Source organism: Kribbella lupini, from assembly GCF_039529595.1.
GTDB classification, from domain to species: Bacteria; Actinomycetota; Actinomycetes; order Propionibacteriales; family Kribbellaceae; genus Kribbella; species Kribbella lupini.
On record NZ_BAAANC010000002.1, the window covers coordinates 311,533 to 330,729 of the forward strand.

At 70.1% G+C, this 19,197-nt stretch carries 21 protein-coding genes; 7 read left to right on the forward strand and 14 right to left on the reverse strand.

The window, feature by feature from the left end:
* Positions 1 to 68: 68 nt before the first annotated feature.
* Positions 69 to 539: an Lrp/AsnC family transcriptional regulator gene (locus ABD235_RS14660; RefSeq protein WP_344174377.1), complete on the forward strand. Its 471-nt coding sequence runs from the start codon at positions 69 to 71 to the stop codon at positions 537 to 539.
* A 35-nt stretch (positions 540 to 574) separates the two neighbouring features.
* On the opposite strand, the gene ABD235_RS14665 is transcribed toward ABD235_RS14660, so the two are convergent.
* Positions 575 to 1,219, reverse strand: a complete 645-nt coding sequence (locus ABD235_RS14665; RefSeq protein ID WP_133977902.1) for an IclR family transcriptional regulator — start codon at positions 1,217 to 1,219, stop codon at positions 575 to 577.
* 55 nt (positions 1,220 to 1,274) lie between these two features.
* Between ABD235_RS14665 and ABD235_RS14670 the strand changes: the two genes are divergently transcribed.
* Entirely contained in the window at positions 1,275 to 2,024 is a 750-nt protein-coding gene (locus ABD235_RS14670) for a hypothetical protein (protein WP_344174382.1), read from the forward strand.
* 6 nt (positions 2,025 to 2,030) lie between these two features.
* Here ABD235_RS14670 and ABD235_RS14675 read toward each other — a convergent pair whose 3' ends face one another.
* Complete coding sequence (locus ABD235_RS14675) at positions 2,031 to 3,266, reverse strand: MFS transporter (RefSeq protein ID WP_344174384.1); 1,236 nt, start codon at positions 3,264 to 3,266, stop codon at positions 2,031 to 2,033.
* An 88-nt stretch (positions 3,267 to 3,354) separates the two neighbouring features.
* On the opposite strand from ABD235_RS14675, the gene ABD235_RS14680 reads away from it, so the two are divergent.
* Positions 3,355 to 3,543: a hypothetical protein gene (locus ABD235_RS14680; RefSeq protein WP_344174388.1), complete on the forward strand. Its 189-nt coding sequence runs from the start codon at positions 3,355 to 3,357 to the stop codon at positions 3,541 to 3,543.
* Here the strand turns inward: ABD235_RS14680 and ABD235_RS14685 are convergent, their stop codons facing one another.
* Positions 3,544 to 4,248 carry an SDR family NAD(P)-dependent oxidoreductase gene (locus ABD235_RS14685; protein ID WP_344174390.1) on the reverse strand — a complete coding sequence of 235 codons (705 nt, stop codon included), beginning with the start codon at positions 4,246 to 4,248 and terminating at the stop codon, positions 3,544 to 3,546.
* Between the two features lie 159 nt (positions 4,249 to 4,407).
* Here ABD235_RS14685 and ABD235_RS14690 point away from each other — a divergent pair, with 159 nt between their 5' ends.
* Positions 4,408 to 5,271 (forward strand): helix-turn-helix transcriptional regulator, encoded by an 864-nt coding sequence (locus ABD235_RS14690; RefSeq protein ID WP_344174393.1) that lies wholly within the window; start codon positions 4,408 to 4,410, stop codon positions 5,269 to 5,271.
* 369 nt (positions 5,272 to 5,640) lie between these two features.
* Here ABD235_RS14690 and ABD235_RS14695 read toward each other — a convergent pair whose 3' ends face one another.
* The gene (locus ABD235_RS14695) at positions 5,641 to 7,443 is read right to left on the reverse strand and encodes a DEAD/DEAH box helicase (protein WP_344174396.1); all 1,803 of its coding nucleotides are present in this window, start codon (positions 7,441 to 7,443) and stop codon (positions 5,641 to 5,643) included.
* Positions 7,444 to 7,494: 51 nt separating this feature from the next.
* Positions 7,495 to 8,079 (reverse strand): Uma2 family endonuclease, encoded by a 585-nt coding sequence (locus ABD235_RS14700; protein WP_344174399.1) that lies wholly within the window; start codon positions 8,077 to 8,079, stop codon positions 7,495 to 7,497.
* 129 nt (positions 8,080 to 8,208) lie between these two features.
* Between ABD235_RS14700 and ABD235_RS14705 the strand changes: the two genes are divergently transcribed.
* Positions 8,209 to 8,478, forward strand: coding sequence for a DUF3039 domain-containing protein (locus ABD235_RS14705; protein WP_344174401.1), 270 nt, complete (start codon positions 8,209 to 8,211; stop codon positions 8,476 to 8,478).
* Between the two features lie 46 nt (positions 8,479 to 8,524).
* Here ABD235_RS14705 and ABD235_RS14710 read toward each other — a convergent pair whose 3' ends face one another.
* From ABD235_RS14710 to ABD235_RS14720, 3 genes are read right to left on the reverse strand one after another with little or no spacing between them, the layout of a single operon-like run.
* Complete coding sequence (locus ABD235_RS14710) at positions 8,525 to 9,082, reverse strand: YqgE/AlgH family protein (RefSeq protein ID WP_344174404.1); 558 nt, start codon at positions 9,080 to 9,082, stop codon at positions 8,525 to 8,527.
* Positions 9,083 to 9,089: 7 nt separating this feature from the next.
* Positions 9,090 to 9,449 (reverse strand): VanZ family protein, encoded by a 360-nt coding sequence (locus ABD235_RS14715; protein WP_344174407.1) that lies wholly within the window; start codon positions 9,447 to 9,449, stop codon positions 9,090 to 9,092.
* A 29-nt stretch (positions 9,450 to 9,478) separates the two neighbouring features.
* Positions 9,479 to 10,915, reverse strand: a complete 1,437-nt coding sequence (locus tag ABD235_RS14720; RefSeq protein ID WP_344174410.1) for an NAD-dependent malic enzyme — start codon at positions 10,913 to 10,915, stop codon at positions 9,479 to 9,481.
* Positions 10,916 to 11,045: 130 nt separating this feature from the next.
* Between ABD235_RS14720 and ABD235_RS14725 the strand changes: the two genes are divergently transcribed.
* Positions 11,046 to 12,041, forward strand: coding sequence for a LacI family DNA-binding transcriptional regulator (locus ABD235_RS14725; protein WP_344174412.1), 996 nt, complete (start codon positions 11,046 to 11,048; stop codon positions 12,039 to 12,041).
* A 20-nt stretch (positions 12,042 to 12,061) separates the two neighbouring features.
* Here the strand turns inward: ABD235_RS14725 and ABD235_RS14730 are convergent, their stop codons facing one another.
* The 4 genes from ABD235_RS14730 to ABD235_RS14745 all read right to left on the reverse strand — a co-directional run bounded on the left by ABD235_RS14730 (position 12,062) and on the right by ABD235_RS14745 (position 17,185).
* Entirely contained in the window at positions 12,062 to 13,069 is a 1,008-nt protein-coding gene (locus tag ABD235_RS14730) for a substrate-binding domain-containing protein (protein WP_344174414.1), read from the reverse strand.
* A 16-nt stretch (positions 13,070 to 13,085) separates the two neighbouring features.
* Positions 13,086 to 14,111 carry an ABC transporter permease gene (locus ABD235_RS14735; RefSeq protein WP_344174417.1) on the reverse strand — a complete coding sequence of 342 codons (1,026 nt, stop codon included), beginning with the start codon at positions 14,109 to 14,111 and terminating at the stop codon, positions 13,086 to 13,088.
* Positions 14,108 to 15,655 (reverse strand): sugar ABC transporter ATP-binding protein, encoded by a 1,548-nt coding sequence (locus ABD235_RS14740; RefSeq protein WP_344174419.1) that lies wholly within the window; start codon positions 15,653 to 15,655, stop codon positions 14,108 to 14,110. The genes ABD235_RS14735 and ABD235_RS14740 overlap by 4 nt, the downstream gene beginning before the upstream one ends.
* A 381-nt stretch (positions 15,656 to 16,036) precedes the next feature.
* Complete coding sequence (locus ABD235_RS14745; protein WP_344174421.1) at positions 16,037 to 17,185, reverse strand: CaiB/BaiF CoA transferase family protein; 1,149 nt, start codon at positions 17,183 to 17,185, stop codon at positions 16,037 to 16,039.
* A gap of 46 nt (positions 17,186 to 17,231) precedes the next feature.
* On the opposite strand from ABD235_RS14745, the gene ABD235_RS14750 reads away from it, so the two are divergent.
* Positions 17,232 to 17,645, forward strand: coding sequence for a DUF6855 family protein (locus tag ABD235_RS14750; protein ID WP_344174423.1), 414 nt, complete (start codon positions 17,232 to 17,234; stop codon positions 17,643 to 17,645).
* On the opposite strand, the gene ABD235_RS14755 is transcribed toward ABD235_RS14750, so the two are convergent.
* Together ABD235_RS14755 and ABD235_RS14760 are read right to left on the reverse strand one after the other, a co-directional pair.
* Positions 17,642 to 18,160: a dihydrofolate reductase family protein gene (locus ABD235_RS14755; RefSeq protein ID WP_344174425.1), complete on the reverse strand. Its 519-nt coding sequence runs from the start codon at positions 18,158 to 18,160 to the stop codon at positions 17,642 to 17,644. The genes ABD235_RS14750 and ABD235_RS14755 overlap by 4 nt on opposite strands.
* Positions 18,161 to 18,244: 84 nt before the next feature.
* Complete coding sequence (locus ABD235_RS14760) at positions 18,245 to 19,195, reverse strand: alpha/beta fold hydrolase (RefSeq protein WP_344174427.1); 951 nt, start codon at positions 19,193 to 19,195, stop codon at positions 18,245 to 18,247.
* Positions 19,196 to 19,197 lie beyond the last annotated feature (2 nt).

Below are 19,197 nucleotides of genomic sequence, written 5' to 3' on the forward strand. Positions count from 1 at the left end.
AGCTTGTGCAGTATTCTCAGGTTACTGTTGGGCTATTTGGTCACCCTGACCACTGCTTGGAGGCTGGCATGACGGTCGACGCCCTGGACGCCCGGATCCTTGATCTGTTCGCCGCCGAGCCGCGGGTCGGCGTCCTCGAGGCGTCCCGCCGCCTCGGCGTCGCGCGGGGCACGGTGCAGGCCCGCCTCGACCGCCTCCAGCGCGACGGCGTCGTCCGCGGCTGGGGCCCCGACGTCGACACCGCCGCCATCGGCTACCCCGTCACCGCCTTCGCCACCCTGCAGATCGAGCAGGGCTCGGGTCATACGACGGTCGCGGCTGCTTTGGCTGCCATTCCGGAAGTGCTCGAGGTCCACACGATCACCGGCGCCGAGGACCTCTGGTGCCGCATCGTCGCCCGCTCGAACGCCGACCTGCAGCGCGTGATCGACCAGGTCGTCATCGTCCAGGGCATCCAGCGCGCGTCGACGGTGATCGCGCTGGCCGAGCAGATCCCCCACCGGGTCCTGCCGCTGCTGCGGGCGGCGACCTCCAAGTAGGCCGGCTCGTGACCTCGCCGAACGCTCCATGGAGTTCAGGCGAGGCGCTTGGCTACTTCTACTGCGGCCCGGGCCACCCGCGGGCCGACGAAGTCGCGGTCCAACTTGCCGAGCACGACCACGCCGATGCTCGCCTCGACACCCGGCACACCCAGCACCGGGCTCGACACGCCCTGCGCGCCGGCTTGCAGTTCACCCGCGGTGATGACGAACGGACGTCCCGCCGGATCCGGCTTCCGCCGGCCCGCCAGGATCGCCTTGCCCGCCGCGCCCTGGTCGAGCGCGTGCCGCGAGCCCATCCGGTACGACACGTGGAAGTCGGTCCAGCTCGGCTCGATCACCGCGATCGCGAGCGCCTCCTCACCGTCGGCGACGGTCAGGTGCGCGGTGGCGCCGGTGTCCTCGGCGAGCGATCGCAGGACCGGGAGTGCGGCGTCACGCAGCGTCGGCTGGACGCGGCGGCTGTAGTGCAGCACCGCGAGTCCGAGGCGGGCCCGGCCCTCGCTGTCCCGGCGTACCAGGCGGTGCAGCTCCAGCGTGTTGACCAGGCGGTAGACCACCGTCCGGCTGACCCCCAGCGACGCCGCCAGCTCGGTGATCGACAGGCCGTCCGGGGCGTCCGCCAGCAGCTCGAGGACGGTCAGTCCCCGATCGAGCGTCTGGGACGTCTCTGCCGGCACAGCCGAAGCGTATCCGCTTTTCGGGCGCGGACCGATGGCGCCGTATCTTGCTGCCGTGCGAAATTACTGGTCACTCCTCCCGGCCATCGCCGTCGCGGTCGTCCTGATCCTGCTGTACGCCGTACCGACGCTGATCAATCCGCAGTGGACGACCACCGTGCTCGGGCTGTTCCAGCAGCACCCCGAGGACGCCGATCCGGCCGGCCGGCGGATGACCCCGAAGCGGATCCGGTCCCGCCGGATGCTCGCCGGACTGCTCGTCGTGGTCGCGCTCGCGCTGGTCGGGTTCAACGTCTCGCTCAACCGGGAGGCGAACGGCTGCTACCAGGCCGCGATCGCCTGGGGCGCGGTCCCTCGCGACCCGGTCGGCAACCAGGAGCGCACCACCGACGACCCGTGCGTGAACATGATCTACGGCTCGTTCATCGGCGACGGCTCCGGCGAGGTCTTCGAGGACAAGCAGCAGCCGGTCCTGATGTACCAGCTGATGGGTGACAAGAAGCCGAAGTACGTGAAGTGGGTCCAGAACCGGCCGTCGTACGACGACGGCGACCTGCTGATCGGCGTCGGCGCCGACTGCTCGCTCGACCTGAAGGTCGACGAGGGCGAGGACAAGATCACCGCGGTGATCGACATGGAACAGCCGTGCCCGGTCGACGACCAGATCTCGCTGACCCCGATCAAGCTGAAGAAACCGATCGGCGACCGCAAGCTGGTCACCGTCGGCGGCAAGGAGCTCCAGCAGATCAACCCCGACCTGGACTCCTGGCCGACGGTGCTGAAGAAGCTCGTCACCGGAGGCTGACCGGCCTCAGCGCAGGGCGCGGACCTCGGCGTCGTACTCGCGGAACGGGCGGTTGCGGGCGAGCAGGATCAGCAGGCCGACGATGCACGCACAGGCGCCGCCGGCGAGCGCGATCGTCGGGGTGGTCAGGTCGGCCGTCGTACCGGCCACAAAGTCGCCGAGCCGCGGCCCGCCCGCGACGACCACGATGAACACTCCCTGCAGGCGTCCGCGCATCGCGTCCGGCGCCGCCGACTGCAGGACGGTGTTCCGGTACGCCGAACTGACCATGTCGGCCATCCCGGACATCGCCAGCAGGGCCACGCCGAGCCAGATCGTCCGCGCGAACCCGAACAGCCCGACCGCCGCCGCGTACGCCGTGATCGCGACCACGATCGCGATGCCCTGCCGACGGACCCGGCTCACCCAGCCGGAGAACAGCACGCCGAGCAGCGCCCCGATCGCCGGCGCCGCCTGCAGCAGGCCGACGGTCTTCACGCCGCCGCCGAAGAACGCGCCCGCGACCGCCGGGAACAGCGCCCGCGGCTGCGCGAACACCATCGCGAGGATGTCGGCCAGGAACGTCGCCAGCAGCGCGGGCGCCGCCCGCAGGAACGTGAACCCTTCGAGCACCGACCGGATCCCGGCCCGCCGGACTTCACCGGTCGGCGGCACCGGCGGCAGCCGGAACAACGCGTAGAGCGCGGCCGTGAACGTGATGACGTCGACCAGGTACGCCGCCGCGAACCCGTGCCACGCGATCACCGACGCCCCGAGCAGCGGCCCCGCGGTGAACCCGAGGTTGAACGCCGCCTGGCTCAACGTGTTGGCCGCCGGCAGCAGCTCGGGCCGGATCAGCCGCGGGATGATCGCCGACCGCGCCGGGTTGTTCACCGCGAAGCAGGCCGACTGGACGGCGACCACGGCGTACAGGACCCAGACCTGTTCCCAGTCGAGCACCGATTGCACGACCAGCACCATCGAGAGCAGCCAGAGCCCGGCCGAGCTCACCAGCGCGAGCGTGCGCCGGTCGATCGCGTCCGCCATCGCACCGCCGTACAGGCCGAAGACGATCAGCGGCACCAGCGCGAACAACCCCACCAGCCCGACCGCGAACGTCGACTCGGTCAGCGCGTAGACCTGGATCGAGACGGTCACCGCGGTCATCTGCTGGCCGAGCTGCGAAACCGTCGATCCGATCCAAAGCCGCCGGAACTCCGGTGACTCCTTGAGCGGTCGGACATCGGTCAGCAGGCGCGGCACGTAGGTAACCTATGTCACGAGGTGACGTCCCTTACCAGGACCTCCAACTCGTGGGCACCGGACGCCGTGCGGCTGCGTCTACTCCCGTATGACGAACCAGCCGCAAGCCCCTTCGCTGACCTGCCCGCTGTGCCGTTGCCCCCAGTTCCAGCAGGAGGAGGCCCGCAGCGACTCCCGCTGGGGCTTCACGTCCCACCGGATGACGCTGCTGGTCTGCCAGAACTGCCGGTACGTGCTGCACTTCTACGACAAGAACTCGATCTTCGACTTCGACTGATCACCAGGGCAGGCGGCCCTCCTCGGCGTGGAGCTGTCCGGTCGGACCGTCGGCCGGCAGCGTGGCCAGCCGTACGGCGACCGCCGCCCCCTGGGCCGGCGTCCTCGGCGCGTCCCAGCCCCCCATGTCGGTCGCGCAGTTGCCGGGGTCGGCGGCATTGACCAGGATGCCGTCGGCCCTGAGCTCGTTGGCGAGCATGACGGTCACCATGTTCACCGCCGCCTTGGACGCGTTGTACCCGGTCGTGAGCACGCTGGACATCCGCGACTCCGGATCACCAACGCGCGTCAGCGACGACAGCTCAGTCGACAGATTCACGACCCGCGCCCGCTCAGCCCGCCGAAGCAACGGCAACATCGCCTGCGTAGTCGCCACCAGCCCCAGCACGTTCGTCTCGAACCCCGCCCGCAGCGCTTCCACCGGCACCTCACTCACCGGCCCGTCCCCGTCCGGAATGATCGCCGCGTTGTTCACCAGTACGTCGAGCCGCCCGTACGTCTGCTCGATCCACCCAGCGGCTTCCTTGCTGGTCTGCGCGTCGTTCACCTCAACCCGCACCGCCGCCGCTTCAACCCCGTCCGCAGCCAGTTCCTTCACCACCGCCTCGGCCCGCCCGAGATCCCTCCCGCCAACCACCACGATCCACCCGAGCTCCCCGAACTGCCGAGCGATCTCCCGCCCGATCCCCTTGGTAGCTCCCGTCACAAGCACAACCTTCTGCTGAGTCATGCCCCAACCCTCAGCCGCTTTCGCCGCCCCCGGCAGAGTCCGTCGATCCAGGGACGCCCGGTCCTCCCCAGCCCGCGTCCAGCCAGGGACCGGGCGTCCCTGGCTGGTTGTTCGGCGTCCTGAGATTCTGGACGGGTGGACAGGGCCCAGCTAGCAGACTTCCTCCGGATCCGGCGTGAACGGCTTCGCCCGGAGGACGTCGGACTGCCCGCGGGACTCCGCCGCCGTACGCCGGGGCTGCGGCGCGAGGAGGTCGCTTCGCTCGCGACCATGTCGACCGACTACTACACCCGGCTCGAGCAGGCCCGCGGGCCGCGGCCGTCCCGGCCTGTCCTGGCCGGGCTCGCTCGGGCGCTCCAGCTCTCTACCGCGGAGCGCGACCACCTCTTTCGGCTGGCCGGCGAACAGCCGGGTCCGCCGCCAGGGCCGCCCGTCGACGTGCGGCCCGGCGTGCTGCGTATGCTCGCTCGCCTCGACGTCGCTGGTCTGGTCCTCGATGCCAAGTACGACGTACTGGCGTGGAACCCGCTCGCGGCCGCGCTCATCACCGACTTCTCCGCGCTTCCGGTCCGCGATCGCAACCTGCTCCGCCTGCGGTTCCTCAGTGGGACCGACCAGAGCGAACTGTTCGGTGGCGAGCAGACCGCGGAGTTCGCCCGCGAGGCTGCCGCGGAGTTGCGGGCGGCGACCAGCAAGTACCCGGACGACACGTCGATCAGGACGCTCGTCGCGGATCTGTGTGCGGGGAGCGAGGAGTTCGCTCGGATCTGGGCGCTGCATGAGGTCGGTACTCAGCAGACGATGTGCCAGACGCTCCACCATCCTGTGGTCGGCCGCATCGAGGTTGTGTGCGAGGTGCTCGTCATTCCTGAGCGCGATCAGCGGGTGATCCTCTACACCGCTGAGACTGGCTCGGATTCCGATCAGGCGCTTCGGTTGCTGGAGGTCATTGGGACCCAGTCGCTCGTTGCTCGGCCGTCGTTCCGTGGTGGGTCGTGAGCACTCGTTGGTGGGTGCGAACTGGTGGTCGGCTGACCGGCTGGGGCTGAGGTTGCTGGTTGGCTGACCGCGCTGTGGTTGGCGCTCGGTGGGCATGCTCGCGTGGGTCGGGCCTCGCGGCGCCGGCTGCCGGTTCGGCTTTTGGGTGCGGGTAGGTGCCACCTGTGAACTTCTTGCCTACCTCCGCCGGTCTGCCGTCTGCAGTGGTCTGTTTGGGCAAGAAGTCAGCAGGCGTCACCTTGGGGCCGGTGGGTGAGGTGCTCACCTTTGGCTTCGGTGGGGGGCGGTTGTGGCTGAGGTTGCTGGTCGGCTGACCGGCTGGGGCTGGGGCTGGGGGTCGCCTGCTTGCTGACCGGCTGTGGGACGGGCTCAGGCTCGGCGTTGGGTGGCCCAGTCTCGGATTAGTTCTATGCGCTCCTTCAGTTGGGTGGAGGAGGCGTGGGCGGCCGCTGGGCCGCCTAGTTTGCGGCGGAGGTCGTTGTGGATGACGCCGTGGGGCTGGCCGGTGCGGTGGTGCCAGGCGGCTACCAGGCCGTTGAGTTCTCGGCGGAGGAGGGCTACCTGTTCGTGGGTGGCCAGTTCGGTGGGGGTGGGGTCCGCGGATGCGGAGCTCACTCCTCGTTGGGAGCGTTTTTGCTGGGCTATCGACTTGTCCTGGCGCTTCTTCAGGAGCTCGCGGACCTGGTCGGGTTCCAGCAGGCCGGGGAGGCCGAGGAAGTCCATCTCCTCGTCGGAGGCGAGGTCGCCACCGGTGCCGTAGTCGCCGCCGTCGAAGACGACGCGGTCGAAGCTGGCGTCGGAGCCGAGCGCCTCGAACTTGGCGTCGAGGTCGTCGCTGGCGCCCTCGGCCTGGTTGGCCTGCTTGATCAGGTCGTCCTCGAGGGCGAAGATGTCGCCGTCCTCGTTGCTGTTCTTGCGACCGAGGACGTGGTCGCGCTCGACCTCCATCTCGGCGGCGAAGCCGAGCAAGCGGGTGACCGACGGGACGAACACCGACGCGGTCTCGCCGCGCTTGCGGGCACGGACGAAACGCCCGACGGCCTGGGCGAAGAACAACGGAGTGGAGGTCGGCGTCGCGTAGACCCCGACGGCCAGGCGCGGGACGTCGACGCCTTCGCTGACCATCCGGACCGCGACCATCCACCGCGACTCGTCGCCGGAGAACTTCGCGATCTTCTTGCTCGCCGCCTTCTCGTCGGACAGCACGACGGTCGGCGCCTCGCCGGTCAGCTCGCGCAGGACCTTGGCATAGGCCCGAGCGGTGTTCTGGTCACCCGAGATCACCAGGCCGCCCGCGTCCGGCATGTGCCGCCGGACCTCGGTCAGCCGCTTGTCCGCGGCCGCCAGTACGGCGGGCATCCACTCGCCGGTCGGGTCGAGCGCGGTCCGCAGCGCCTGCGCGGTCAGGTCCTTGGTCAGCGGCTCGCCGAGGCGCGCCGCGACCTCGTCGCCGGCCTTCGTCCGCCAGCGCATCTCACCGGAGTACGACATGAAGATCACCGGGCGGACCACGTGGTCGCGCAGGGCGTGCCCGTACCCGTAGGTGTAGTCGGCCTTGCTCCGGGCCGCGCCGTCGTGCCCGTACTCGTACGTGACGAACGGGATCGGGTTGTCGTCGCTGCGGAACGGCGTACCGGTCAGGGCGAGCCGCCGGGTGGCCGGCTCGAACGCTTCCTTGACCCCGTCGCCCCAGCTGAGCGCGTCACCGCCGTGGTGCACCTCGTCGAGGATGACCAGCGTGCGGAACCGCTCGGTCCGGACGCGGAAGGCCAGCGGGTTCACCGCGACCCCGGCGTACGTCACCGCGACGCCCTGGAAGTCCTTGTTGGTCCGTCCCTTGCCGCCGGCGAACGCCGGGTCGATCGCGATCCCGGCCCGGTCGGCCGCCTCGGCCCACTGGATCTTCAGGTGCTCGGTCGGCGTCACCACGGTGACCCGGTCGATCACCCGCCGGTGCAGCAGCTCGGCGGCGACGGTCAGCGCGAACGTCGTCTTGCCCGCGCCCGGCGTCGCGACCGCCAGGAAGTCCTTCGGCTGCTTGTCCATGTAGAGCTGGAGCGCTTCCGCCTGCCAGGCGCGCAGCTTGTTGGCGGTGCCCCAGGCTGCGCGGTCCGGGTAGGCCGGAGGAAGCACGGCTGGTGGTGCTGGCACGTGCGAATCCACGGACGGCATACTCCCCCGATACTCGACTGTCGGCCGTGCAGGAACGTTACCCGAGAACGCTCAGACAATCAGATCGGCGGGCACCACCTCGACGTCGTACGGGCTGGTCAGGCGCGCGATCTCGTCGCCGGAGACCTTCGCGACCTGCGCATATGCCCCGTCCTGCATCTCCCAGACGATCAGGGTCGGCGTGTCGGGATCGACCACCCAGTAGGACGGGCAACCGGCTGCTTCGTACCGGGAGAACTTGAGCATGGTGTCGATCCGGCGGGTGCTCGGCGAGAGCACCTCGACGGCGAGCAGCGGCGCCGTGGGCAGGTCGCGCTCGGTGAAGTCCTCCCGTGGGGCGACGAGGATGTCGGGCTGCACAAGGGTGTCCTCCGACAGTGCGACGTCGAAGGGCGCCGACAGAACGTACAGATCGTTCGGGCAGTTCTGCATCAGGCGGTGAAACAGGCGGCCGACCGCCAACTGGTGCCGAAGTGAAGGCGCCGGCGTCATGACGAGGACTCCGTCGATGAGTTCGTACCGATGGCCGTCATTCGGCACTCGGTACAGATCGGCTCTGGTCAACGGGCGGAACGGTGCCCAGGGCATGGTGAATTCGGGCTCGGGCTGGGTCTCGATGGGTTCCACGAGTGTCATGCTGCCTCCTTGAGTTGGTCACACCAAGAACATGCCGCGATCTGCCCCGGCTCCGGCGGTTGTCCACAGGGCAGTTCGTTGTGGATCGGTTGCGGCGGCCGCTGGGGCGATCCGCCTACACTCGGTGCCATGAGTACTCAGTTGAGCCCGGGTGCCGAGACCGTTGTCGACGAGCGCACGCAGCCGTCGCTGGACAACGGTGACCACGAGCGGTTCTCGCACTACGTGCCGAAGGACAAGCTGACCGAGGCGATGGTGATGGGCACGCCGGTGGTCGCGCTGTGCGGCAAGGTCTGGGTGCCGAGCCGGGACCCGCAGAAGTTCCCGGTCTGCCCGGAGTGCAAGGAGATCTGGGAGTCCCTCAACCCCGGTGACGACGACGGCGACAAGGACGAGTAGCCGCCACGACGACCAGCCGGTCCCGCGCGGGGCCGGCGCGGCCCGGTCAGTTCTGCGTCGGGTCGTCCGGGTATGTCGCCAGGTAGGCCATCTGGTCCTTCTGGCGGCGTAGCACACGCCGCCACAGGCCCTCGGGCCGCAGGCTGAAGACGTCGTCCGGCTCCGACGGTACGACGTACCAGGCGCCCTCGGTGATCTCGCCCTCGAGCTGGCCGCCGGACCAGCCGGCGTACCCGGCGAAGATCCGCATCCGCTGGATCGCGCCCTCGAGCAGCGCCGGCGGGACATCGAGGTCGATCAGCCCGATCCGGCCGAAGCACTCGCGCCAGCCAGGTGGGTCGGCGGACTCGATCACCTCGGCCACCGCGAGGGCGCTGTCGGTGCCGACCGGGCCGCCCATGAACAGCACGCCGGGCTCGTTGACCGTGTCCGACCAGTCGGGCAGCACCTGGTCGACCTCGAGGTCGGCGGCCCGGTTGACCACCACGCCGAGAGCACCGTCCTCGTCGTGGTCCAGCAGCAGGATGACCGAACGCCGGAAGGGCGGCTCGTCGAGCAACGGGGTCGCCACGAGCAACGATCCGGTCAGGGTCGAGGCCGTCATGACCCCATCATGTCGTGCCGCGGGACTTTTGTACTGCGCGAAACCCGAGCCACGCGCCGGTCGCGGTGCCGAGCAGGTCCGCGAGCGAGTCGAACGGATCGCCGCTGCGGTCCGGCAGCAGGTAGTGCTGGACGAACTCGCTGCCGATCGCCTGCACGACCAGCGCCGCCAGCAACCACCGCGCCGGTACGCCGACCCGCAGGCCGAGGTAGGCGACCGCCACGAAGATCGCGAAGTGCGCCACCTTGTCGGAGTACGGAATGCTGCTCGTGTCCGGCCCAGCCTGGTGCGGCGAGTACAGCCCGTACAGCTGGACCAGGCAGGCCAGCACGAAGCCGGCCCGCCAGGCCCACAGTCGAGTGCCCACCCCACGGACGCGGGTCGCCGAGTCCGGCACTACAGCGACAGCGACGGCGCGTCGTCCGGGAACACCTCGGCCGCCGGCGCCTTGCCCCCGGCGGCGTCCCGTACGGCGTGCGCGACCATCGTGTGCACCTCCGGGTGGAACACGCTGGGCACGATGTAGCTGGCGTTCAGCTCGTCGTCGGTGACGACGCCGGCCAGCGCCTTCGCGGCGGCCAGCTCCATCTCGAGCGACACCTTCGACGACTGCGCGTCGAGCAGACCGCGGAAGACGCCGGGGAAGACCAGCACGTTGTTGATCTGGTTCGGGAAGTCGCTGCGCCCGGTGGCGACGACCGCGGCGTGCTCGCCGGCAGCGGCCGGGTCGACCTCGGGGTCGGGGTTGGCCAGCGCGAACACGATCGAGTCGTCGTTCATCGTGGCGATGTCGTCGCCGTTCAGGATGTTCGGCGCGGACACCCCGATGAACACGTCGGCCCCGGCCACCGCGCTCTTGAGGTCACCGCTGAGCTGCGCGGCGTTGGTGTTCTCCGCGATCCAGCGCAGCTCCGGCGACAGCCCGTCGCGCCCGCTGTGGATGACTCCACCGATGTCGGCCACGCAGGTGTCCTTGACCCCGGCCGCGATCAGCAGCTTGAGGATCGCCGTACCGGCCGCACCCGCTCCGGACAGCACGATGCGGACCTCGCTGATGTCCTTGCCGACCACGCGCAGCGCGTTGTAGAGCGCGGCGACCACGACGATCGCCGTCCCGTGCTGGTCGTCGTGGAAGACCGGGATGTCCAGCTCCTCGCGCAGCCGGGCCTCGATCTCGAAGCAGCGCGGCGCGGAGATGTCCTCCAGGTTGATCCCGGCGAAGCCCGGCGCGATCGCCTTGACGATCGTGACGATCTCGTCGGGGTCCTGGGTGTCCAGGCACAGCGGCCAGGCGTCGATCCCGGCGAACCGCTTGAACAGCGCGGCCTTGCCCTCCATCACCGGCAGCGCGGCCTTCGGGCCGATGTTGCCCAGGCCCAGTACGGCGGACCCGTCGGTGACGACGGCGACGCTGTTGCGCTTGATGGTCAGCCGGCGCGCGTCCTCGGGGTTCTCGGCGATCGCCAGGCAGACGCGTGCGACGCCCGGGGTGTAGATCATCGAGAGGTCGTCACGGTTGCGGATCGGGTGCTTGGCCTCCATCGAGATCTTGCCCCCGAGGTGCATCAGGAACGTCCGGTCGGAGACCCGGCCGATCTCGACGCCCGGCACCGCGCGCATCGCCTCCACCAGGCGGCCGGCGTGCGCGGTGTCGGCGGCGGCGCAGGTCACGTCGATCCGCAGCCGTTCGTGGCCCGAGGCGGTCACGTCGAGCGCGGTCACCAGGCCGCCGGCCTGCTCGACCGCGGTCGTCAGTTTGCTCACCGTCGAGCCGCCCGCGGGCACCTCGAGCCGGACGGTGATGGAGTAGGAAACGCTCGGCAAGGCAGTCACGCCCGCGATCTTCTCACGACCGCCGCAACGGCTGGAGGTTCCGTACGTTGCGTCCACGGCCACTCACCGACCAAGCCGCTGGGTAATCCTTTACTCGGCGGCTAGGCTTCCGCCAGCGGAGGGAGAAGCCATGGCCACGATCAGCGACGTCGCCGCGCTCGCGGGCGTCTCGACGGCGACCGTCTCGCGGGCCCTGAACGGCAAGGCGACGGTCGATCCGGACCTGGTCGCCCGGGTGCGCACGGCCGCGGTCCAGCTCGGCTACCAGCCCAACGGCCCGGCGCGGAACCTGCGCCGGCAGGAGGCCGCGGTGGTCGCGCTGATCATCTCCGACGTGGAGAACCCGTTCTTCACCGCGATCGCCCGCGGAGTCGAGGACGTCGCGCACGAGGTCGGCTACTCCGTTGTGCTGTGCAACTCCGACGAGAGCGCGACCAAGGAGAACCGCTACATCGACATCGCGATCCAGGAAAGGGTTGCCGGTGTCATCTTGTCGCCGACCGGTACGACGTCGTCGGTGGAGAAGCTCGCCGCCCGCGGGACGGCGTTCGTCGCGGTCGACCGGCCGTTGCCGCAGCAGGACAGCGACGTCGTACTGGTCGACACGCGCCTGGCCGCACGGCAGGCGACCGAGCACTTGATAGCCCAGGGCTATCAACGCATCGGCTGCATCACCGGCCCAGCAGGAGTCCGTACGGCGGACGACCGGCTCGCCGGCTACCGCGACGCGCTCAAGGCGGCGAAGCGGCGGAGCTCCACCAAGCTCGTACGGCGTACCGAGTACAAGGCCGCCGGCGCGCACAAGGCGGCCCAGGAAGTGCTCAGCCAGGAGGAGCCGCCGGATGCGTTGCTGGTGGCGAACTCGGCCATGGCGGTCGGCGTGCTCCAAGCCCTTCAGGAGAAAGGCATCCGGCCCGGCCAGGACGTCGGGATCGTTGCCTTCGACGACGCGCCGTGGGCCGCGCTGGTCGATCCCCCGCTCTCGGTGGTCGCGCAACCGGCGTACGAGATCGGCACCGTGGCCGCCCGGTTGCTGCTGGCAAGGATCACCGACGGCACCCGCCCGCCGACCACCACCACCCTCGGCGCCCGCCTGATCGAACGCGGCAGCTCCCACCGCGGCTGAGCGGTGGGAGCAGCACCACGTCAGCCGTTCGGGTTCTCCTGCGCGTAGATCTGCGCCGCGTTGGCCTTGTCGATCAGCCGCGTCGGCAGCACCTGGGACTTCTCGACCGTTCCGCAGTCCACCAGGATCTTCTTCGCCGCGGCGATCGCTTCCTTGCCGTTGGTCGGGTACGTGAAGGTCGCGGTCAGCCGGCCCTGCTCGACAGCCTTGATCCCACCGGACGGGATCGGCAGCGCGTCGATGCCGATGAACTTCATCTCCTTCTCCCGGCCGACCGCCTTCGCGGCCAGGTACGCACCCTCGGCCATCGGGTCGTTGTGCGCGTAGACCACGTCGATCTTCGGGTGCGCCTTGAGCAGGGCGTCCATCTGCGCCTGGCCCTTCTCCCGCAGCCAGTCGCCGGAGGCACTCCCGATCACCTTGATCTTCGGGTTGGCCTTGATGCCGGCCGCGAAGCCGTCGTGCCGCTCGGCCTGCGGCGTCGCGCCGGCCAGGCCCTTGAGCTCGACCACCGACCCGCCGTTCGGCAGCACCTTCTCGGCGACGTACTTGCCGGCCTCGGTGCCGATCTGCACGTTGTCGCCGCCGATGAAGCCGGTGTAGGCGTCGCCCTCGACCTTGCGGTCCAGCACCAGCACCGGGATGCCCTTGTCGTAGGCCTTCTTCACCACCGCGGTCAGCGGCTTGGCCTCGTTCGGGCTGATGATCAGCAGGTCGATCTGCTGGGTGATGTAGTTCTCGACGTCGGCGACCTGCTTGGCGTTGTCCTGCGCGGCGTCGGCGAACTTCACCTCGAACTGCGGCACCTCGGCGGCCGCCGCCTTGATGTCGTCGTCCATCCGCTGCCGGTACGGCTCGGCCACGTTGGCCTGGCTCATCCCGATCACGTACTTGCCGTCGGCCCCTTTGCACTCCTTGGAGCTCTGCGCCTGCGGTTCGTCGGAGGTCCGTTCGCTGGTCGTACCGCACCCGGCCAGGACCAGAGCGGTGACGGCCGCGACGGCCAGGGACAACTTGTGGATCTTCATCAGGGGTGGACCTTCCTCACGAGGCGGGCCGGAGCCGTTGCAGCGCGGCCGCCGCGACGATCACCAGGCCCTTGATCAGCAGCTGGATGTTGGAGTCGATGTTGTTCAGGGCCAGCACGTTGTTCAGTACGCCGAGCAGCAGCGCGCCGGCCACCGTCCCGGCCACCGAGCCGCGCCCGCCGGCCAGGCTGGTGCCGCCGATCACCACCGCGGCGATCGCGTCGAGCTCGTAGCCGATGCCGTCGTTCGGGCTGCCCTGGTTGAGCTGGACCGCGTGCACCACCCCGGCCAGCGAGGCGAGCAGCCCGCAGATCGCGAAGACCGCGATCTTGACCCGGATCACCGGTACGCCGGACAGCCGCGCGGCCTTCTCGTTGCCGCCGACGGCGTACAGGTGCCGGGAGAACGCGCTGATCCGCAGGAACACGACGGCGGCGATCGCGACGACCGCGAAGATCAGCACCGGGATCGGGACCAGCCCGCCGAACGTGCGCTCACCGAGCAGCGCGAAGCTCGACGGCGCCTCGTTCGGCCCGTCGCCGTACGCGATCGCGACGCCCTGCCCGTCGGACCAGATCCTGGCCAGACCCCGGGCTATCTGCAGCCCGGCGAGCGTCACGATGAACGACTGGATCCCGATCATCGCGGTCGCCATCCCCTGCAGCGCGCCGAAGACCAGGCCGATCGCCAGCACGACGACGATCGAGGGCAGGAATCCCCAGTCGCTCTCGACCATCAGCACCGCCGACCCGACCGCGGCCAGCCCGAGCACGGCGCCGACGGACAGGTCGATGCCGCCGATCAGGATCACGAACGTCATCCCGACCGCGATGATGCCGATCTCGGAGACCGCGCGGACCACGTTGGCCAGGTTGTCCGCGCTGAGGAACAGGATCTCGCCGTCGCGCCGGGGCGAGAAGATGATCGCGGCCACGAACACCGCGAGCAGCCCGAACACGCTCTGGAACCGGAACAGCGTCGCGGCCACTCCTCCGGACGCCCGCTCGACCGGCGTCGCGGGCTTGTCCTGCACGGCGGTCACTTGCGCACCTCTTCGAACACGGCGCTCTCTCCCATGGCGGCGGCGAGCAGATCACTCTCGCCGGAGTCGGATGTCCTGAACGACGCGACGTCGCGTCCGTCCCGCAGTACGACGACGCGGTCGCAGACGCCGATCAGCTCGGGCAGCTCCGACGACGCCAGCAGCACCCCGAGGCCCTGCCCGGCCAGTTCGCCCAGCAGGCGGTAGATCTCGGCTTTCGCCCCGATGTCGACGCCGCGGGTCGGCTCGTCGAGCAGCAGCAGCTTGGGCTCGGTCAGCAACATCTTGCCGAAGACAACCTTCTGCTGGTTGCCGCCGGACAGGGTGCCGACGTCGTCCTGCAGCCGCCCGAACTTGAGCCGCAGCCGGTCGGCCATCCTCACCGACGCGAGCCGTTCCATCCGGCGCGCGATCACGCCGAGCCGCCCGTACGCCGGAAGGCTGGACACCACGGTGTTCGCCAGGATCGAGTGGAACAGCACCAGCCCGGACGCGCGCCGGTCCTCGGGGACCAGCCCGATGCCCTGCGCCAGCGCGTGCCGTGGGCTGCGCGGCCGGATCTCCTTGCCCTGCAGGACGATCCGGCCGGTTCGCGTCCCGCCGGGCGCTACGCCGTACAGGGTCTCGAGCAGCTCGGTGCGGCCGGCGCCGAGCAGGCCGCACAGGCCGACGATCTCGCCGGAGCGGACGGTCAGCGAGATGCCCTCGGGATCACGCCGGCCGGGGCGCGGGCGCCGGGGCTTCAGGACCAGGTCCTCGACGCGCAGCAGCTCGTCGCCGGTCGGGGCGTCCGGCGTACTGAACATGGTCTGCACCGGACGGCCGACCATCGCCTCGACAACCTCGGCAGTGGTGAGCTTGCGCGGGTCGAAGGTGGTGACGATCTGCCCGTTGCGCAGCACGGTCGCGCGGTCGGCGACCTGGGCGATCTCCTCCATCCGATGGCTGATGTAGACGATGCCGACGCCCGAGCGGCGCAGCTCGCGGATCACCGCGAACAGCCGCTCGACCTCGGACGTCGTCAGCGCGGAGGTCGGCTCGTCCATGATCAGCACGCGGGCGTCGAGCGAGATCGCCTTCGCGATCGTGACGAGCTGCTGCTCGCCGACGCGCAGCTCGCCGACCGGGCGGCGCGGGTCGAGGTTCACGCCGCTGCGCTCCAGCAGCGCCCGAGCCTCACGGTCCATCCTGCGGCGGTCGACGGTCCGGTACGGCGTCCGCAGCTCGCGGCCGAGGAAGATGTTGTCGGCGACCGACAGCGCGGGCACCAGGTCGAGCTCCTGGTGGATCATCGCGATCCCCGCCGCCTGCGCGTCGGTCGGTCCGCCGAAGTGCACGGTCTCGCCGGCGATCTCGATCCGCCCGTCGTAGTCGGTGACGTCACCGGACAGGATCTTCATCAGCGTGGACTTGCCGGCCCCGTTCTCGCCGAGCAACGCGTGCACCTCGCCGGAGCCCAGGCTGAACTCGACCTCGTGGCACGCCTGCACCCCGCCGTACCGCTTGCCGATCCCCGACATCCGGACCAGGGCGGACTCGGCCATGACACCTCCGCGATCGGGTGAGTAATCGATTTCCCGGACGCTATGCCTGTGCTCGCCAGCCCGTCAACCCCTGGCCTCGTCCGGGACGGGAATCGATATCCGACGGCGTCTTCCGACCCTAGGAGCGGGCGTGCCTCGACGACACCTGTTCGAGCCAGGTCGAAAGGTCGACGCGCACCACCGTCCAACCGCGCCAGCTCAGCGCGACACGCCGTGACACGCCGTGCGAAGGGCTGCTGCCGGGTGGTTGATCAGTGGTGGGCGTCGGCTCCGGGGCCGAGCCCGCGCCGGGCCCAGGCGCGGACAGCGGCCGCGCGGGCCGTCCGCGGACAGCGGCTGCGCGCGCGGACAGCGGCTGCCGCGACGGTCCTGGTCGGGGGTTCAGTCCTCGTCCAGCCAAGCCCGTACGGCGTCGTTGTGCTCGCCGAGCCGCGGCGGCGGCAGGTTGGTCTCCCGCGCACCGGCGTACGCGTTGTCGTCGAAGCGCAGCGGCGGCCCGGGCAGCTGGATCGTCCCGAGTTCCGGGTGCTCGACGTCGATCAGCAGCCCCTGGGACAGCGTCTGCTCCCACTCGTAGACCTGCTGGAAGTCGCGCACCTTGCCCGCCGGGATCCCCGCGTCCGCCAGCCGCTGCAACCACACATCGGCCGGCTCGGCGGCAAACGCGGCCTCGATCGCCGCGGTCAGCACGTCCCGGTGCGCCACCCGGTCAGGGTTCGCCGCGAAGCGCACGTCGTCCGGGTCGAGCCCGACGATCGGCGCGAACGTGCGCCACTGCCCCTCGCTGCCGACCGCGACCTGGATGCTGTCGTCCCGCGTCCGGTACATCCCGTACGGCGCGATCTGCGCGTGGTGGTTCCCGACCCGCTCGGGCAGCTGCCCCGCGACGGTCCACTTCGTCCCGTGGAACGCGTGCACGCCGACGACCGACGCGAGCAGCGACGTCCGAACCACCCGTCCCCGCCCGGTGATCGAGCGTTCGTGCAGCGCCGCGAGGGCGCCGTACGCGCCGTACATGCCGGCCAGCAGGTCGGCGATCGGCATCCCGGTCTTGGTCGGTTCGGTCGCGCCGGTGATGCTCATCAGCCCGCCCTCGCCCTGCGCGATCTGGTCGTACCCGGCGCGCCCTCCCTCGGGCCCGTCGTGCCCGAAGCCGGTGATCGAGAGGATCACCAGGCCCGGGTTGAGCTCGTGCAGCCGCTCGACCGAGAACCCGAGCCGGTCGAGCACCCCCGGCCGGAAGTTCTCGATCAGGACGTCGGCCTTGCCGACCAGGCGAGTCAGGAACTCCTTGCCCTCGGCCGACTTGAGATCGGCCGTCACCGATTCCTTGTTGCGGTTGGCCGACAGGAAGTACGTCGACTGGTCACCCACGAACGGCGGCCCCCACCCCCGGCTGTCGTCCCCGCCGGCCGGGGTCTCGACCTTGATCACCCGCGCCCCGAGATCCCCCAGCATCATCGCGGCATGCGGCCCGGCCAGCGCCCGGGTCAGATCCACGACCACGACGTCCGAAAGAAGGTTCTGCACCCGTCCACCCTAGGGGCGTACCGTCGGCAGAAGAGGGGGCATCACCATGGCGAACTTCACAGGCACCGGTACGACGGACGATCCCTGGATCCTGACCACGCCACCCGGCAAGAGCCAGTTCGAGGTCTACCGCGACGAAACAGCCGAACCACCGGCGCTGGTCTGCCAGGTCGGTACGACGAAGCTCAGCTACCACCTGCGCTGCATCGAGGACCTCCACGCGATGCTCACCGAGCACGCCGACTGGATGCCACTCGGCAACGCCGACGAGCAGAAACCGGCCGCCCCCGGCACCGTAGAGGCCTGGGCCCGCGCCGAGGACAACCCCGTCGGCGGCTGGTACGGCCTCCGCAAGGGTTACCGCGGCCGCTTCGGCAACTACGTCCCACCCGTCCTCGAGGCTCTCGGCCTGGCCGAGCTGGAGCACAACCCCCGCAACAACCGCATGCGCGCGCTCTAAGCCTTCACGTAGGTGACGCCGATCGCGCCGGTCGGGTACGGCGTGGTCGCGGCGGCCTTCCACTCGGTCGGCTGGACGCCGTCGAACCACCGGGTCCCCTCGCCGACCGTGATCGGGTCGACGATCAGGTGCAGTGCGTCGACCAGCCCATCGGCCAGCAGGGTCTTCACCAAGGCGACGCTCCCCGTGATCACGACGTCGGACTTTTCCCGCAACCGCCGGACGTCGTCGACCGCGATGCGTGCCGAGTTCGCCCACCCCAGCGCCTCGTCGCTGCTGGTGACGACCCGCTTGGCGATCCCGTTCATCAGGTCGGCCATCGTGCCGTCGGCAGTCGGCCAGTAGCCGACGTGCTCGTCGTACGTGTTCCGCCCGAGCACCATCACCTCGGACGCCGCCAGCAGCGCCTCGGTCTCCGCCCCCATCTCCTCGCACCAGAACGGGCCGTGCCAACGGTCCGGCGAGGACACGACGCCGTCGAGCGTGACGAACAGTTCCGCGGTGAGCTTGGCCATGATCTTGTCTCCTTCGCAGTGGTTTCCCTTTCACCACTGCGTCGGGCGGCCGGCGGGCGGATCGACATCCGGACGACGAGAAGTTCAGGCGACCGCTTTGCGGGCCAGGGACGCCAGGCGGTGGGTCACGTCGCGCGGCCGTTCCTGCATCAGCATGTGGCCGGCGCCCGGGTACATCCACAGCCGCGACGACGGGATCAGCTGGGCGATCCGGTTCGCGTGGCGGGGAGGCAGCAGGCGGTCGCGGGTGCCGTGCATGACCTCGACAGGGATGTCGTCCAGTACGGCGAGCGCGTGGCCGAGGTCGTGCTGGGTGATCGCCTCGAAGAAGCCGCTGAACGACCGGCCGGGCAGGGTCTCCAGGTCGGCCAGCAGGACGTCGACCTCGGCGGGGTCGACCTTCTTGCCGAACACCAGCTGCCTCAGCGCGGGCCGCCGCAAGCGGGTCGAGGCCACCTGCCGCCACGCCCTCGCAGCCTCCTGCTCGGCCTGTACGACGACCGGCTTGCGCCGCTTCTCCATCCGCGCGCCCGCCAGGTTCATCGCCCGCGGCGCCACCACCGCGGCCGCGCCGTCGAGCCGCGCCGGCAGCCCGAACGCCCGCGACGTCATCTGACCGGACGACGTACTGACCAGCGCCGCGCCCACGATCCGCGACCCGAACAGCTCCGGCCGCTGGTCCGCCAGCGCCATCAACGTCATCCCGCCCATCGAGTGCCCGGCGTACACCACAGGTCCCGACGGCGCGACCTCGTCCAGCACCGTGACCAGGTCGTCCGCGAGTTGCTCGATCCGCGTCGTACCGACCGGCGCCGCGTCCGACCGACCGTGCCCTCGGTGGTCGTAGGCAACAACCCGAACCCCGTCAGCCCCCAGTACGCCGGGCAACCCCGCGAACTGGTGATGCCAGCTCCGCGTCGAACACGTCCAGCCGTGCGCGAGCACCACTGTCACCGGGGCGTCCGGCGAGCCCGCCGTCTCCACGTGCAACCGCACGCCGTCCGGCGTGATCACCCCAGCCCGCTCTGCCTGCATGG